Origin of the sequence: Leptothermofonsia sp. ETS-13, assembly GCF_049200465.1 — a bacterium.
Taxonomy (GTDB): Bacteria; Cyanobacteriota; Cyanobacteriia; order Leptolyngbyales; family Leptolyngbyaceae; genus Leptothermofonsia.
The window spans coordinates 3983006-3998160 of sequence record NZ_CP120836.1; the positions used below are offsets into that span (position 1 = coordinate 3983006).

Genomic DNA, 15155 nt, shown 5'->3' on the forward strand with positions numbered 1-15155 from the left:
AACAATGAGTTCATTCTATATTCTATTCCAAAGCAATTAGGTTTGAGTGCGATGATTTTGTGCATTGACAATGTTCTCACGCCTGAAGAACTGGAGCAGATTCATCTCGGCTTGAAAGACGCAGAATTTGTAGATGGCAAGCTGACTGCTGGAACCTACGCTAAGACAGTGAAAGAAAACTATCAGCTAAAAGGAGATAGTGACATAGCCAAAGAAATTAGGGCGATCGTTAATCAGGCACTCAAACGAAATTCTCTCTTTCAGACAGCAGTTCGTCCTAAAGCAATTCGCCCTCTCCTATTCAGTCGCTACGAGGCAGGAATGTTTTACGGAATGCACACTGACAATGCCCTGATGGGAGATGACGTTTTGACTCGCTCTGACGTATCTCTAACGCTATTCCTCAATGATCCCAATACCTATAGCGGTGGCGAACTGGTGATTGATCCTAGCCTAGGAGAGCAATTCTTCAAACTTTCGGCCGGATCAATGATCGTCTATCCGTCTACATTTCTGCATCGTGTGGCAGAAGTGACTGATGGGGTTCGACTGGCAGCGGTGACTTGGGTACACAGCATCATTCGAGATGCCCATGAGCGCGAAATGTTATTTGAACTGGACACTGTTCGACGCGCAACATTTGAAAAACACGGAAAAACAGTGGAATTTGATTTGCTCTGTAAACTTCATGCCAACTTACTCCGAAAATGGGCAGAAGTTTAGAGCTAACCACACACATAAAGTACCAAAAGTACCAAAGACTACACAATCAGGAGATATTTAGCAATGAATCTACGAAAACTGCACCGGAAAACTGCACCGATTCTGTTTATCCCTCTATTGCTCACAGCGTTGACAGGGGTTGCGTATCGAATCGGTAGAAGTTGGTTTGGTTTGTCTGATGAATTTGGTGATTTCATGATGGCGCTGCATGAAGGTCGTTTTTTGGGTAAGCCGATCGTTCCAATTTATGTCCTGTTGGTTGGACTAGGACTACTGGGCATGATTGTCAGCGGCATTACTTTAATTAAACAGAGTAAAAAAACTGCAATATCTAAACCTCTCAAACTGGATGAACGAAGGTTACATCAAGTTATTGCTCCGATTGCATCTCTGCCTTTTGCCGTGAGTGCGATTACAGGTGTGTTTTACCGTCTTGGCAGAGCTTGGTTTGGTTTGTCAGATGAGCAAGCCACTTTCCTCCTCAAAATTCATCAAGGATCATATCTTGGTTCAACACTCAAACCTATCTACGTCCTTTTGGTTGGAACCAGCCTGGTTGCGATGTTGTTAACGGGGATTCAAATGTCAGGCATTTTCCACAGACGACGATCTTCTCAGTCGACGGAAAGTGACTAAAGGGGAATTATTGTCAAATGTGGTGTTTGATTAAGTATACGAGCGAGCACCCTATGACACTCATATCGATCATCACCAACAGGTTCCCCACCCAAACTATCCGAAGCAGATCAGTTGTAGGTGGATGAATTACTAGCTCCGATTCGAAGTGGATGATGGCACGTCCTGACTAGGAAAAATGTCAACTTTGCTCGAAGCTCGATTCCCAGGAATCCCGACAGCGTAATGGATCGAATGGTGAAGGCTGCTAAAATTCGAAGATTTGCCATAACAGCCATTCTTATCTATTGCCATCGGGGAGGCCGGAACCATATTCGCAGGCAACGACGACGGGAACAGCCAGCCGGACTTAGATTGTCAAACTCTGGAGCTTTTCCGTCTATACGGCTTGCAACTTTGGATGTGTTATAGCTCTATACAGGTGCGTTAGGACATTGGAATTAGAGAGGGAGTGGGGGCTTCGCCCCCAGCCAGGGGTTCCACCCCTGCACCCCGTCCTAAGCCTGCTGGCTACAGCTATGCAAGAGATACTTCCCACTAACCTGGCACACTTATTCGCGACTAGCGCTGAAGGAAGCTAGAGTTTCAATTTTCTCCTCCAGTGTTGACTTCCTCAGCGGCTCCTAAATCGAGAGTGTAGTTCACCGGATCACTGCCAGTTGCCACAATCACCACTTCATACAGCCCTGTTTCCGTCAGTTTGCCAGACCATTCCCTTTCAGAAGAATCCTCCAGCAGTGCTGCCGATTTGCTGGTGGGTAGATAGAAAGAGATACGAGCAGAGGGGCTGTCGGTTTGCAGCTTGAGGCGGATCATCTGTTCTTTGGCTAGTTGAGCCGTGTAGGCTTTACCCTGACCGGGCTTGAGGCTGCCATTGAGTTGATGGCTAAAACTGCCTTCAGGGAATTGAATTGCCTCCAGAGCGGTGCCCGCCCGAAGCGCTTTGAGCTGGTCATCGGCGATCGCCTGCCATACCTGACCAACCGGCTGTTTTAACAAATTCTCGCGGGGTTGCTCTGGAAACAGAGAAAAGAATTGAGCATCGGTCAGGTCATTGAGGGCACGGCTACTGAGGTTGAGCTGGTTAACGGTGGTCTGTCGCGCTTGGATACTGGCCTCCGTGTACTGTCCCATCCGCGATCGCGCCTCCGGGCTAATGGTTTGCAGGCGATCGAGGAGGTCAGTTGCAATTTTGTCCCACTCGGAGCGGAGCACTTTATCTTTAGTTTCTCGGCTCAACTGCCGTCCCTCCAGTTCCGGATGTTTTGCATGAAAAACCTGGTTGACCAGCCCTACGAAGAACGTATTGTCAATCCCCAGTTCTTCGCGCCGTTTGATGATTTTCTCTTTCCGGGTCTGCTCTGCCTTTGAGAAAGTGGGTTCCAGTGGGTTAGAAGGAGTGGGCTGAGGGCCTGGCTTTTGGGGTTTGACCTGGTTTTCCTGGGAAATGGGTAGCAGTGGCAATAACCAGCGATTACCCGCCCACCAGCCGCTACCTACCAGTCCAGCTACGAATAGAAGCGAAGCAAAGAATCCCACAAAGCCGGAACCTCGCCTTGAACGGACAGGAACAGGTGGCAGGGTCTGGAACTGGCTCAATTCTGTTTTGGCAGGCAGGGCAACGGCGATTGTCGCTGGATAGGGCTTCTGTCCTGATTGATATTCAACTGGGGGCTGGGTGATATTGTGGCGAGGCTTGGGCACTCCTCCCTTCAATGCCCTTAAAACCTCCTGGGCGGACTGGAAGCGCTTCACCGGGTAAGGCTCCAGCATGCGGTTCAAGATAGACATGAACTGGGGGCTGAGGCGAACCTGTTTCTGCCAGTGGTTGTCTTCGAGCAGATCCTGGGGGGCTTTTCCAGTGAGCAGCACCAGGACCGTCATGGCCAGCGCGTACAGGTCACTGTGAGGAAAAGCTTCTCCTTTAGCAATCTGCTCAACCGGAGCATAGCCAATTTTTCCCAAAAGGGTGGCTCCCGACGGTTGAGCAACACGCGCCGGATTGACCTGAGATATGACCTCTGCAGCAACCTGTTTGACACCGCCAAAGTCAATCAGAACCGGGAGCCCATCGGCACTGCGCCAGATCAGGTTATCCGGCGAGATATCCCGGTGAATCACCCCGCGTTCATGGATGTAGGTCAGGACGGGCAGTAGCTGAAACAGGAGCTGGGTCACTTCTGTTTCGCTGAAGCAGAATCCCTGGCTCTGGCGCGATCGCAAAATCGCCTGATAGGTCTGCCCTTCCACATAGTCTTGTACCAGAAACAGTCGTCCCCGACCCTGAAATTCGGCCCGGAACAGTTCCCGAAAGCGGGGAATTTGAGGATGCTGAAGCTGGTAGAGAATGCCAGCTTCTCGCTCAAATAGCTCTTCTGCTTTTTGCAGATCCTGGCTACCCTGTACTTGGGGCGCAAACTCCTTCAAAACACAGGGTTCATGGAAACGATTGATGTCTTCTGCCAGATAGGTGCGTCCAAATCCCCCATGCCCTAATTCTCGTAAAACTCGATAGCGAAAACTCAACGTTCTACCCACAATGCCACCCTGGTAGAGTTCTTCCGTCACCGGGTTCAGTCGTTCACCACACTGGCGACAAAAGCGGCTATCTTCAAGGTTTTCGTGTCCCTGGCTGCAATAGAGCGGTGCCATTCTGGTTTCCCCACGCTTCTGGAAAATTGACCAGATTCTAACCTAGCCGGGTTGGGGACAAAGCGTCATCTTTTTTGGCGATCGCTCCCACTATTCGGATTGAGACGACACAACGATAGAATAGTCAGGCTGGCGTAAAAAGGGGTTTTAAGGCACTCATGCGGATCTCTCTGAACTGGCTAAAAGAACTGGTTGACATCACCATGACTCCAGAGGAGTTAGCAGACCTGCTCACGATGGCCGGGTTTGAGGTAGAAGACATCGAAGACCGACGCACCTGGGCTGATGGAGTCGTCGTTGGCAAGGTACTGGAATGCGAACCCCACCCCAACGCCGACAGGCTCAGCGTTTGTCAGGTGGATATTGGGGCAAAAACTCCATCCAATATCGTCTGTGGGGCTCCCAATGTCAAAGCGGGACTGTTTGTCCCCGTTGCCACCCTGGGAACCTACCTGCCAGTGATTGACCTGAAAATCAAGCCAGCCAAATTGCGGGGTGTTCCCTCCGAAGGCATGATTTGTTCCCTGGCAGAGCTGGGATTAGCGAAAGAATCAGAGGGGATTCACAGTTTTGCGAGAGATGATTTGCAGGTGGGCAGCGATGTCCGTCCACTACTGGGACTGGATGATGTAATTCTGGATTTAACCTCTACTGCAAACCGGGCAGATGCCCTCAGCATGGTGGGTATTGCCCGGGAACTTGCTGCTTTGACGGGAGCTGCTTTAAGGTTGCCCCAACCCGCACCCATCCACCCGCCTAGCGGCACAGGCAACCTGAAATTGAAGATTTCCGAATCACAAGCCTGCCCAACCTACATTGGCACTGTAGTTGAGCAGGTCAAAATTGGCCCCTCTCCGCTCTGGCTCCAGCAGCGCTTACAGGCATTAGGAATTCGCCCAATTAACAATGTGGTGGATGCCACTAATTACATCCTGCTGGAATGGGGGCAGCCACTGCATGCGTTTGATCGCGATCGCCTGATTGCCGTCAGTCAAAAGCAAGCCAAAAAACAAAATGTGCTGCAAATTGGAGTCCGGTTTGCAGAATCCGGTGAAACCCTCAAAACCCTAGATGGTCAGGAACGCACCCTGAGCGAGCAGGCGCTGTTGATTACCGCCAACAACGTCCCCATAGCCCTGGCAGGCATAATGGGCGGCGAAGAAACGGAAGTATCTGACAGCACCCAGAATCTGCTGCTGGAAGCCGCCTATTTTGATGCCGCCACCATTCGTCGTTCGGCCCGTTCTCAAGGATTGCGAACTGAAGCCTCCGCCCGCTACGAACGGGGTGTGAATCAGGCTGAACTGGAGCTTGCCTGCCGCCGCGCCCTGGAATTGATTACCCAACTGGCTGGAGGAACCTTCACCGCTCAAGAAACTGCCGACACCGCTGCCAATCAAACCTCCTTTACCTGCTCCATCGAGCTACGCTTGGACCGGGTGAATCAAATCCTGGGGCCAGTTATGATTGGCGAAGAAATTGGCGAACTTCAGCCCCAGGAGGTTGAACGGATTCTGATGGCGTTGGGTTGTACCGTGTCTCCCACAACTGAAGAACGCGTCTGGACCGTTACGGTACCGCCCTACCGCTACCGTGACCTAGAACGGGAAATTGACCTGATTGAAGAAATTGCTCGTGTTTACGGTTACAACAACTTCTGTGACACCCTCCCAGACAAAACAGAACCTGGCTATCTCCCGATTGAGCAGATGTTGACTCGCAAACTGCGGGAAACCCTGCGAGCGGTAGGTTTAACCGAAGTCATGCATTACTCTCTGGTAAAACCCGGCGGAGAGCGGCAAATCATTCTCACCAATCCCCTATTTGCGGAATACTCTGCCCTGCGAACAGATCTCATCTCCGGGCTGATTGATGCGTTCCAATATAACCTGGAACAGGGGAATGGTCCACTGAATGCCTTTGAAATTGGCCACGTTTTCTGGTCAGAGGAAGATGGGCTAAATGAAGCAGAATCCGTGGCAGGTATTTTAGGTGGGGATCCGACCCAGGGTAAGTGGCAACGGGCTGGGCGAGAACAGCCAATGGATTGGTATACCGCCAAAGGTGTCCTGGAAAGTGTGTTTACCCGGTTGGGGCTAGTCGTGGAATATCAACCCGATCGCCGCGATCACCGCTTGCACCCTGGTCGAACGGCTTCACTCTGGGTGCGGGGCACTCGTCTGGGCACCTTCGGGCAACTGCACCCCCAGTTGCGCCAAGAACGGGGGCTTCCAGATGAGGTATACGTGTTTGAACTGGATATGGATGTTTTGCTGGGCGAGATCGATCAGGAAGAACTCCTCGTTCCTATTTTCAAACCCTACTCTACCTATCCACCCTCCGATCGCGATATTGCCTTCTTTGTTTCCAATCAAGTTTCCGTTGCCGAACTGGAGCGATTAATCATAAAAACCGGCAAGGAACTGCTGGAGTCAGTCGAATTGTTTGATGAGTACCGGGGTGAAAACGTTCCTCAGGGTAAGCGAAGCCTAGCTTTCCGATTGGTTTATCGGGCCAGCGATCGCACCCTTACCGATGAAGACATTGAACCTGTTCATCAGAAAGTACGGGAAGCGCTGGTTGAGAAGTTCAGGGTAGACCTGCGGAGCTAAGCTGGTGCATAACCTCCCCCCTCCCTAGGAGGGGGCTACAGGTTTAAGCCGTGACCTTTCTTAACTATTCCCTCACCCGTGCTGTAGAGTTGAAATAATATAGCTCTATGCGATATAGCTCTACGCGGGAGCATTAGGACATTGAAATTAGAGAGGGAGTGGGGGCGCAGCCCGCAACCAGGGGTGGAACCCCTGCACCCCGTCCTAACCATAATGACTACCGCTATAAATGATGAACCTTGCACATCACCCCACCGCCTCCTAACCGCCCCTTGCCAAGGGGCGGTTAGGAGAAGATTGGAACCCTCAGAGGTGTAACCGTTCTGCGATTCGTAGCTTGGCAGAACGGGATCTGGGATTGCCTTCAACTTCTGCTTGCGTTGGCAAGATCGGTTTTTTTCGTCAACACTTGCAATTGTGGAGATTCCTTCAACCTGTGTTTCACAATTCGATCTTCCAGACTGTGAAAACTAATTACAACTAACCGACCACCTGGTTTTAGCCAGTTGGGTGCTTTTCTTAAAAAGGTTTCTAAGACATCCAACTCCTGGTTGACAACAATGCGGAGGGCCTGAAAAACACGGGTAGCCGGATGAATTCTGCCATAGCGGTAGGCTCTTGGAACGGCATGGGCGATCGCTTCTGCCAATTCTGTGGTTGTTTGAAAGGGACGCTGCTCTACAATGCGCCAGGCAATTCTGCGCGAGAGCCGCTCTTCCCCATAGGTGTAGAAAATATTGGCCAGTTTAGTTTCGTCCCAGTGGTTGATAATATCCGCCGCTGTTAACTCCTGGCGTTGATCCATGCGCATATCCAGGGGGAGCTTCTAACCGAAAGCTGAAGCCGCGATCGGGAATATCAAATTGGGCTGAACTTACCCCTAAATCGGCCAGGATTCCGTCAAACTGAGTGCTTCCAGGTTCAAAGGTGGCAAAGTTGGTGTGCTGAAAGTGAACCCGCTGTTTGAAATCAGAAAGAGATTGCTGAGCCGCTGCGATCGCCTGCCCATCCTGGTCTAAAGCCGTCACCTGTACATCCGCTGCTGCCTCCAGCATTAACCGACTATGCCCCCCACCCCCCACCGTGGCATCCAGATAATGCCCACCAGCGTGAACGGCCAACCCCTCCACAACCTCCGCTCCCAGCACAGGCACATGGATAAACTCTGAAACTGGAGGATCGGCTTTATCCATTTCGTTCCGAAGAATGGGGGAATCCAAACTGTTGGTTCTCAACCATTACAGCAATTTTTGACCGCAATGACCATCAACAGCCTATCCCCCTAGCCAAAACAGGGCTTTGCGCCCCTACTTTTAGCCGTCACCCAAAAACTGAGCCATCTTTCCGACAGCCATCTGCAAAACAGAAGGTTCATGAACCAGGGCAAACCGGACATAACCTTCCCCTGATTTGCCAAACCCGGCACCGGGAGAAACTGCCACACCCGTTGCCTCTACCAGTCGAGTACAAAACGCCACCGAATCATTCACCCAGGGTTCGGGCAATTTTGCCCAGACATACATGGTTGCTGAAGGAGTAGGGACTGCCCAGCCAATACTATGCAAGGCATCGACAAAAGCATCCCGACGGCGACGGAAAGTATCAATTACGGTTCTGACACCCTCCTGGGAGCCATTAAGAGCTGCGATCGCCCCATTCAAGATGCCCCGGTACTGGTTGAAGTCGATGGATGCCTTCACCTGACGCAATCCCCGAATCAGATCGGGGTTGCCAATCGCATATCCTACCCGAAACCCTCCCATGTTGTAAGACTTGGACAGGGTAAAGAATTCAATTGAGACCGATTTATCAGGGTCTGCCTGAAGCACAGAAGGTGGCTGGTTACCATCGAAAACCAGATCTGCATAAGGAAAATCGTGAACCAGCACCAGATGATGACGCTGGCAAAAGGCAACCGCTTCCTGAAAGAAGGATAGGGGCGCGACAGCCGTGGTGGGGTTGTGGGGGTAGCTCAATACCATCATACGGGCCTGTGCCAGCACCGGAGCTGGCACATCCTCCAGGATAGGTAAAAATCCCCGTTCTTCCAACAGTGGCATGGGATAGATTTGCCCGCTCGCCAGATAGACTCCACCTGCATGGGACGGATAACCAGGGTCTAACAGCAACGCGAAATCGCCAGGGTTAAGCACCACCAGCGGCAGATGGGCAGTCCCTTCCTGAGACCCAATCAGGGGTAAAACTTCCGTTCCCGGATCGACTGCTACTCCAAATTTGCGGGTATACCAGGCAGCGGCGGCTTCCCGAAAAGATTGAGTGCCGTGAAACAGGAGATACCCATGCGTTGTTGGATCGGTGAGGGACTGAGCGATCGCTTCTAACACATGAGGCTCTGTTGGTAAATCCGACGATCCGAGCGACAAATCAATAATTTCTAACCCGGTGGCTCTGGCTCTAGCTTTCGCATGATCCATATCTGCGAAGACATTGGAGCGGAGCGGGTCTAAACGCCTGGCAAACTGCATAGGTTCTCAGCGGTCGGGGCACTCCAAAAGAGGGGGAGATTCCAGTTTAGCGCTTGCACTAGTAGATCAAAACAAAAGTTTTGAAGAGGGTGGATGGGGTGCCCCCCTCTGGGAGCGAAGCCCCCATTTTCCCATGTTGCAAAATTTATGATTTGCAACACTAGAGAGCTTAGCGGATTGCTCATACAGCTTTACGATGATAGATGAGCATTCAAAATTTCTTCTAGTTTCTGCCGAGTGAGTGCCCCTTCCCTGGTTTCCACCACTTTTCCATCTTTAAACAGGATCAGTGCAGGAACTCCCTCAACCTGGTAGGTGTTCACAGATTCTGGGTTCGGGTCTACTTCCAGTTTAACCACCTTGAGGCGATCGCCATAAGTCGTCGCCAAATCTTCAACAATAGGTGACATCAACCGACAGGGACCACACCAGGACGCCCAGAAATACGCCAACACAGGCTGGTCTGCTTTTAGTACCTCAGTCTCAAACTCAGCATCACTAATAACCTGCACGCTACTCATACCCATTCCCAAACCATCTTTGAAAAAAATATTTGCCTCAGTCATTTTGACGCGTTTTGTTATCACTAGGCAAAGAGGGTAGGGGAGTGAAGGAGTGGGAGGATGGATGGAACCCACCCCCTTCCCCCTGACTACTAACCACGTCCTACAATTGATCTAGCTTTGTCTTCAACGTTTCCAGTTCTTCATCCACAGCGGAGTCCTGGGCGGGAGTGCTGGCTGTGGTGCTGCTGGAGCCGCTGCTGGCGGTTTTGGTACCGGGAAGCGCCTGGGCGGCTTGAGGCGCACCGCCCAGCAACTGAGCCTTCATTGCTTCCAACTCATCATCCACATTACTGCCAGACTCTAGCATGGCAAATTGACTTTCCAAATCAGCTCCTGCGAGTTCTGCGGCTGCCTGGGAGCGGGCTTCCATCTGAAGGACTTTCTCTTCCATCCGCTCAAAAGCAGCCATAGAGCTACTGGTGCTCATGCGACCGACCGTATTTTGCAGTTGCTCGTTTGCTTTAGCCGCCGCGGCTCTGGCTTTGAGCATGTCCTTCTTGGTTTTTGCTTCGGAAATCTTGCCTTCTAGGGCAATCAAGTTTCGCTTGAGGGTATCAACTGTAGCAGTCTGCTGATCAAGTTGTGCTTTGAGGACAGCCGCTGTTTCGGTATGAGTTTTTTTCCGCAACAGGGCTTCTCGTGCCAGGTTTTCATCTCCTTTTTGGAGGGCAAGTTGGGCCCGTTGTTGCCAGTTATTTGCTTCGGTCTGGGCTTGGTTGAGTTGCTGTTGGGTGCGTTTTTGGCTTGCGATCGCGCTCGCAACAGCTTGGCGCATCTGCACCAAATCTTCCTGCATGTCGATCAGGGTTTGATCCAGGATTTTTTCGGGGTCTTCTGCTTTGCTGACCAGATCGTTCAGGTTGGCTCTAACTACCCGGCTAACGCGGTCAAATAGTCCCATGATGATTTCCTTTCAGTGGTGTACGAAATGAGTGATCGCAAGCTGAAATGTTATAGTTGTCGCCAGCTTGCTTAGGACACTGGATTTAAGGTGATGTGGGAGCTTTGCCCCCACCAGGGATTCTACCCCTGCACCCCGTCTTAAGCCTGGTGACTATGGCTATAACTAATTTTGAATTTTAGAGAGCAGATTGTTTGATCTTGAGCAGTCTCGCCAAGTAAAGATTCTCAATAGAAACAAACCGCTCTGGTTCCAGTGTAAAAATTTCAGGCGGCGATCGTCAGTTTACGGCGAATTTTTTAAGAGACTTCTATGTAACTGGACAAAATTAAATTAAAGATAGATTCGAGGGTGGAGGGGTTTACCCCTTGCCCGGGGGCGTAGCCCCTATTCCTTCTTCTTACGATTAATTGGGTAGAGCTACTTATGGCAGGTGACGCGTGACAGACGGGAGGAGCAAGGGTAATAGGGTGATGGGGTGATAGGGTAACACCTGGTGGATTTAGGAGTCTTTGATTTGCGATCGCAGCTGCTCCAGTTCTTGATCGGGTTCTGGAAGTGCTTCACTGGCAGGTAGTTGAGCAGTAGATTGAGAGCCGCCGAGCATCTGAGTTTTCATCTCAGCCAACTCGGCTTCCACCTCATCGGCTTCCCCCAAAGCGGCAATCCGTTTTTCCAAATCGTCCATTCCCAATTCGGCAACGGCCTCTGCCTGCGCCTCCATTTGCAAGACTTTTTCCTCCATCTGCTCAAACGCTTGCAGGGCACTACCCGTGCCGACGCGACCCAACATATCATTAATTTGCTGAGAGGCTTTAGCAGAGCGGGCACGGGCAATGTAAAGGTCTTTCTTCGTCTTCGCTTCAGCAATTTTACTTTCCAGCTTCATCATGTTTTGCTTGAGCTGGGTCACAACCGCAGACTGCTGCTGAATCTGAGCCTGCATCACCTCTGCCGTTTCCTGGTAAGATTTGCGCCGAGTCAGGGCTTCCCGTGCCAGATTTTCATCCCCTTTTTGCAGCGCCATCTGAGCCCGACGATACCACTCGTCTGCCGTAGACTGGGCCTGAGAGCATTGTCGCTCGGTGCGTTTTTGAGTGGCGATCGCCTGCGCAACAGCCTGCCGCAGTTGGATCAGCTCCTCCTGCATATCCAAAACCGCCTGTTCCAGAATCTTTTCGGGATCTTCGACTCTACTCACCAGGCTGTTGAGGTTGGCGCGAATCACCCGCCAGATTCGGTCAAAAAGTCCCATGACACTCTCCGTGGTCGGTAGTTTTGAATTTTGAGTTTGAGTTTTGAATTCTGAGTTCAAGCCGCAACAGATCCTAGCCCCAACTCCTGATTCCTGACTTTTCCCTTTGGCCCTGACTCAAAACGTAGAACTTCTAACTCAAAACTTTTCTCAATACTACCGTACCTCCCCTTTGCCGCTAGGGTTTATACACTTCGGCGGAAATTCCTTGATTGCGGAGTTGCTGAACCCTGGCCTCGGCCTCGGCTTCGTTGGTAAATGCCCCCAACTGAATGCGGGCACCGTCAGGGAAGTTTCTGACATAGGCATCAGGAACAACTTTTTTGACCTCTTCCAGGGTGCGATCACTATCGTAGTGAGTTACCACCTTTCGATCAAAAGAGCTTGAAGACCTGGCCTCAGCAGAAGAACCCACAGGCGGAACAGGAGTGGATTTGCGAACCTCAGGGGCGGGATTGTAAGAGCGGGTCTTAGAAGGGATGGAAACTGGTTTTGTGGAAGCGGTTGATTGCCTGGGTTCAGCATAGGTGCGGGCAGACTGAGGAGGTTCATAGGTTTTAACCGGCGGTGCTACCTGCCGGGGAGGTGCTGCGGCTTCAGAACGAGTTGCCAACGGCGCGGAAGGGGCCGGGGGCTGGTTTCCAGTAGTCGCTGTACCAGGGCTACCAGCAGATCCCAGGCGAGTTGAAGTGATGGTTGGTTGACCAGGAACCTTCGGTGCAGGGGAAGAAGTAACACTGGAAGTTAGATTACTGGGGGATCGGGGTACGGATGAATCTGCCTTCAACGTCCCTAAAGTGTTCAAGTTAAGATCTTTAAACTCCTGAGCCGCCAGGTTGGGCTGCGGGCTAATCATTAGGTTGGGCTGCGGGCTAATCATTCCTGTTTGAATACTCTGGTTACTACCCGCACCACCTGAACCACTATTGCCTGCCGTAAATAGCCGTCCGACGCTGGAGGGATTCATGACCAGGTAGCCAAACATCGCACTGGATAACAGCATTAGAAGCATGGAGCCAGCGCCCAGGGGGGTCAACAAACTTTGTACAAAACCACGCTCTGCCTGAACGGCTGCTTCTTCTTCTGTTAGGCTTCTCAATAGCTCTTCCGAGGATTCCAGATAATCATCCAGGCTCTGAGGATTGAGGGGTTTGACGATCGCCTCAATCTGCTCCTGGGAAAGAGACGTGCCATTAGGGGGATCAGACGCCAGGGGGCTTTCAGGCGGCTGGGGAGCAATTGCCAGGTCCGAGGTTTGCAGGTGGGGAGCGATCACCGCACCATCTCCAGAATAGGGGGAGGAAACCGAATGGTCAGCGGTGCGATCAGGCGGATTGACCGGGGGTACCCGTTGCAAATCAACTCCATCCTGGGCAAGAGTGGCGATCGCGGGGCTAACTGTCTCTGGAGAAAAACCTCCGTCCCCCGAAGCTGCAACACGAATTAAATCCAACGGTTTAGAAGCCGAACGGCGATTGGTACGTCGGGAAGCCCGGTTTGGGTTAACCCGCATTCGGCGGTACCGCGCCAACTCTTCCTCTAGCTGAATATCCAAACTGGCGAGGGCACTGCTCAAAATGGGGTGCAGCGGTTGGATAGCAGGTACCTCAGCGGGGGACTCTATCTTGGGGAATTGGCGCATATCGCAGCTCCTTTTACCAGCACTCTACAAACCGTTTCTGTCATGTAAACTTTTCTGCTCAACGAATGGAGGTTTTTTTATAAAGAGCAGTTCCTGACGCGGCGGAGGGAGTAAACTCTGGGCAAATCCCATTTATAAGCAACTATCTGCCGTTCGTCAACCTGTTCGTTAACCAAGTAGATGCCTGTTCCATGAACCCATAGCCGTCCAGTATTACTGATTGGCAGCAATTTGAATAGGGAATCGAGCAAAGTTATACACTTTTTTACGCGAATCTGCACGTTCATTCCAAACTATGAGCTTCAAATCGCTTCATCACGTTTTAGACAGTCTGGGAACTCAGTACCAGCCCAAAGAGCAACGACAACTTCAATCCCTACTCCAGTGTTGGGCTGAGGTAGTGGGTCCAGTTGTGGCGGCTCAGGCGCAACCCATTTCCATTCAAAGGAATGTTTTACGAGTGGCAACTTCCAGTTCAGTCTGGGCACAAAATCTCGTGTTCGAGCGCCAGCGAATTCTGGAAAAACTGAATGCGCGGTTGAAGTTTCCTGTAGCCGACATTCGCTTTTCAGTCGCTCAATGGCAGGGTGTCTCTACACCACAACCTTCTTTTGGAACAGAGCAGCAGGCTCAACTATGGCAACAGCACCCTAGCTGGATGCCAGAGCCAGCCACATCCTTCAGCGCCCGACCCAATCAGGAACCAATGGACCCAACACAAGCTTTTCAAAGCTGGGCCAGAACAGTGCGATCGCGATCACAACATCTGCCCCTCTGCCCTCAATGCAACTGTCCCACACCCTTCGGAGAATTAGAACGGTGGAATGTTTGTGCTCTGTGTGCCGCTAAGCGGTGGTGAAATGTACAGCTTGCGTCCGTAGTTTCTCAATCTTTGGAGGGATGGTTGGCTCAGGGATTCGCTTTACGTTTTAGTTGATCCCCACCCTTTTTTTAAGGAAACTCAGTGGGTTAACTTCCAAACTTAAGAGAGTCCTCTCTACTAAATGTTGCTCTTCTTATCTCAAAAATAAAAAGAATCTAAACTCTCATTTTTGAGGATAATCGCCTGGATCTTCCCTGGGATCACCACTTTGGATTTTTCCCGATTTCGCACTGGGTAATTTGGTCAATCAGAATGGGGGAACTACTTTCAAACATGTTTTATATGAAAAGAATTAGTTCTTCTACTTTCGCCTGTCGGCATTGTCGCTATTATCTACCAGAAGGAAGACGAGGTGGGCATTGTCAGCAACTGAATGCTGCTGTTCAAGGTGGATGGAAGGCTTGCTCTTTGGTGATCCCGCCCTTTGCACCATCCTGGGAGAACCTGGACCAAATCATGCGTTGGCAAGAACGTATGGTGGTTGCCCAGGAGGCAGTTGCCGCTAATAATCCTCACGTCAATAATTCTACTTTAACTGAGCAGGCTCAAACAGAACCCACTTTCCTATCTACAAACCTATCTACAAAGTCAGTGGTTGGAATTCAGGCATTATGGATGTAAACAGTTGTGCTTTAAACCTATTAGTGTCCACAAACCATTTGTGAATATTGGCGAACAAGGGCCTCTCCCCGCGCAAGGATTTCCCTACTGCACCCCATTCAATTTCAAGAAGGAGCGCTATATCAACCAAAAATTTGTAGAGATATTTCATAGAACATCCCTACAAATTATCAGTTAT

At 51.0% G+C, this 15155-nt stretch carries 14 protein-coding genes; 5 read left to right on the forward strand and 9 right to left on the reverse strand.

Features of this window, described 5'->3' with window-relative positions; all coding sequences use genetic code 11:
- Positions 1-51 precede the first annotated feature (51 nt).
- Both P4D80_RS18200 and P4D80_RS18205 read left to right on the forward strand, forming a co-directional pair.
- Positions 52-723 carry a Fe2+-dependent dioxygenase gene (locus tag P4D80_RS18200; RefSeq protein WP_421655421.1) on the forward strand — a complete coding sequence of 224 codons (672 nt, stop codon included), beginning with the start codon at positions 52-54 and terminating at the stop codon, positions 721-723.
- Between the two features lie 63 nt (positions 724-786).
- The gene (locus P4D80_RS18205) at positions 787-1359 is read left to right on the forward strand and encodes a PepSY domain-containing protein (RefSeq protein WP_421655422.1); all 573 of its coding nucleotides are present in this window, start codon (positions 787-789) and stop codon (positions 1357-1359) included.
- A 585-nt stretch (positions 1360-1944) separates the two neighbouring features.
- Here P4D80_RS18205 and P4D80_RS18210 read toward each other — a convergent pair.
- Positions 1945-4011, reverse strand: a complete 2067-nt coding sequence (locus tag P4D80_RS18210; RefSeq protein WP_421655423.1) for a protein kinase domain-containing protein — start codon at positions 4009-4011, stop codon at positions 1945-1947.
- A 158-nt stretch (positions 4012-4169) separates the two neighbouring features.
- Between P4D80_RS18210 and pheT the strand changes: the two genes are divergently transcribed.
- Positions 4170-6623, forward strand: coding sequence for a phenylalanine--tRNA ligase subunit beta (gene pheT, locus P4D80_RS18215; protein WP_421655424.1), 2454 nt, complete (start codon positions 4170-4172; stop codon positions 6621-6623).
- Positions 6624-6929: 306 nt separating this feature from the next.
- Here pheT and P4D80_RS18220 read toward each other — a convergent pair whose 3' ends face one another.
- The 8 genes from P4D80_RS18220 to P4D80_RS18255 all read right to left on the reverse strand — a co-directional run bounded on the left by P4D80_RS18220 (position 6930) and on the right by P4D80_RS18255 (position 13473).
- Positions 6930-7010: a hypothetical protein gene (locus tag P4D80_RS18220; RefSeq protein WP_421659564.1), complete on the reverse strand. Its 81-nt coding sequence runs from the start codon at positions 7008-7010 to the stop codon at positions 6930-6932.
- Positions 6988-7428: a 16S rRNA (cytosine(1402)-N(4))-methyltransferase RsmH gene (rsmH, locus tag P4D80_RS18225; protein ID WP_421655425.1), complete on the reverse strand. Its 441-nt coding sequence runs from the start codon at positions 7426-7428 to the stop codon at positions 6988-6990. Before rsmH ends, P4D80_RS18220 begins: the two co-directional genes overlap by 23 nt.
- Positions 7370-7843: a 16S rRNA (cytosine(1402)-N(4))-methyltransferase gene (gene mraW / locus P4D80_RS18230; RefSeq protein ID WP_421655426.1), complete on the reverse strand. Its 474-nt coding sequence runs from the start codon at positions 7841-7843 to the stop codon at positions 7370-7372. The genes rsmH and mraW overlap by 59 nt, the downstream gene beginning before the upstream one ends.
- Before the next feature lie 93 nt (positions 7844-7936).
- Positions 7937-9109, reverse strand: coding sequence for an LL-diaminopimelate aminotransferase (locus P4D80_RS18235; protein WP_421655427.1), 1173 nt, complete (start codon positions 9107-9109; stop codon positions 7937-7939).
- Positions 9110-9300: 191 nt separating this feature from the next.
- Positions 9301-9675, reverse strand: coding sequence for a thioredoxin (trxA, locus tag P4D80_RS18240; RefSeq protein WP_421655428.1), 375 nt, complete (start codon positions 9673-9675; stop codon positions 9301-9303).
- A gap of 100 nt (positions 9676-9775) precedes the next feature.
- Positions 9776-10576, reverse strand: coding sequence for a PspA/IM30 family protein (locus tag P4D80_RS18245; RefSeq protein WP_421655429.1), 801 nt, complete (start codon positions 10574-10576; stop codon positions 9776-9778).
- Positions 10577-11078: 502 nt separating this feature from the next.
- On the reverse strand, positions 11079-11831 hold the full coding sequence (locus P4D80_RS18250) for a PspA/IM30 family protein (protein ID WP_421655430.1): 753 nt from the start codon (positions 11829-11831) through the stop codon (positions 11079-11081).
- A 178-nt stretch (positions 11832-12009) separates the two neighbouring features.
- Positions 12010-13473: an SPOR domain-containing protein gene (locus tag P4D80_RS18255; RefSeq protein WP_421655431.1), complete on the reverse strand. Its 1464-nt coding sequence runs from the start codon at positions 13471-13473 to the stop codon at positions 12010-12012.
- A 295-nt stretch (positions 13474-13768) separates the two neighbouring features.
- Between P4D80_RS18255 and P4D80_RS18260 the strand changes: the two genes are divergently transcribed.
- Positions 13769-14332, forward strand: coding sequence for a DUF721 domain-containing protein (locus P4D80_RS18260; RefSeq protein ID WP_421655432.1), 564 nt, complete (start codon positions 13769-13771; stop codon positions 14330-14332).
- Positions 14333-14638: 306 nt separating this feature from the next.
- Positions 14639-14977 (forward strand): hypothetical protein, encoded by a 339-nt coding sequence (locus P4D80_RS18265; protein ID WP_421655433.1) that lies wholly within the window; start codon positions 14639-14641, stop codon positions 14975-14977.
- Positions 14978-15155: the final 178 nt, after the last annotated feature.

Bases quoted from the DNA above. Each gene is read 5' to 3' on its own strand.
- P4D80_RS18200 (WP_421655421.1), top strand. From the start codon at position 52: ATGATTTTGTGCATTGACAATGTTCTCACGCCTGAAGAACTGGAGCAG.
- P4D80_RS18205 (WP_421655422.1), top strand. From the start codon at position 787: ATGAATCTACGAAAACTGCACCGGAAAACTGCACCGATTCTGTTTATC.
- P4D80_RS18210 (WP_421655423.1), bottom strand. From the start codon at position 4,011: ATGGCACCGCTCTATTGCAGCCAGGGACACGAAAACCTTGAAGATAGC.
- pheT (WP_421655424.1), top strand. From the start codon at position 4,170: ATGCGGATCTCTCTGAACTGGCTAAAAGAACTGGTTGACATCACCATG.
- rsmH (WP_421655425.1), bottom strand. From the start codon at position 7,428: ATGGATCAACGCCAGGAGTTAACAGCGGCGGATATTATCAACCACTGG.
- P4D80_RS18235 (WP_421655427.1), bottom strand. From the start codon at position 9,109: ATGCAGTTTGCCAGGCGTTTAGACCCGCTCCGCTCCAATGTCTTCGCA.
- trxA (WP_421655428.1), bottom strand. From the start codon at position 9,675: ATGACTGAGGCAAATATTTTTTTCAAAGATGGTTTGGGAATGGGTATG.
- P4D80_RS18245 (WP_421655429.1), bottom strand. From the start codon at position 10,576: ATGGGACTATTTGACCGCGTTAGCCGGGTAGTTAGAGCCAACCTGAAC.
- P4D80_RS18250 (WP_421655430.1), bottom strand. From the start codon at position 11,831: ATGGGACTTTTTGACCGAATCTGGCGGGTGATTCGCGCCAACCTCAAC.
- P4D80_RS18255 (WP_421655431.1), bottom strand. From the start codon at position 13,473: ATGCGCCAATTCCCCAAGATAGAGTCCCCCGCTGAGGTACCTGCTATC.
- P4D80_RS18260 (WP_421655432.1), top strand. From the start codon at position 13,769: ATGAGCTTCAAATCGCTTCATCACGTTTTAGACAGTCTGGGAACTCAG.
- P4D80_RS18265 (WP_421655433.1), top strand. From the start codon at position 14,639: ATGAAAAGAATTAGTTCTTCTACTTTCGCCTGTCGGCATTGTCGCTAT.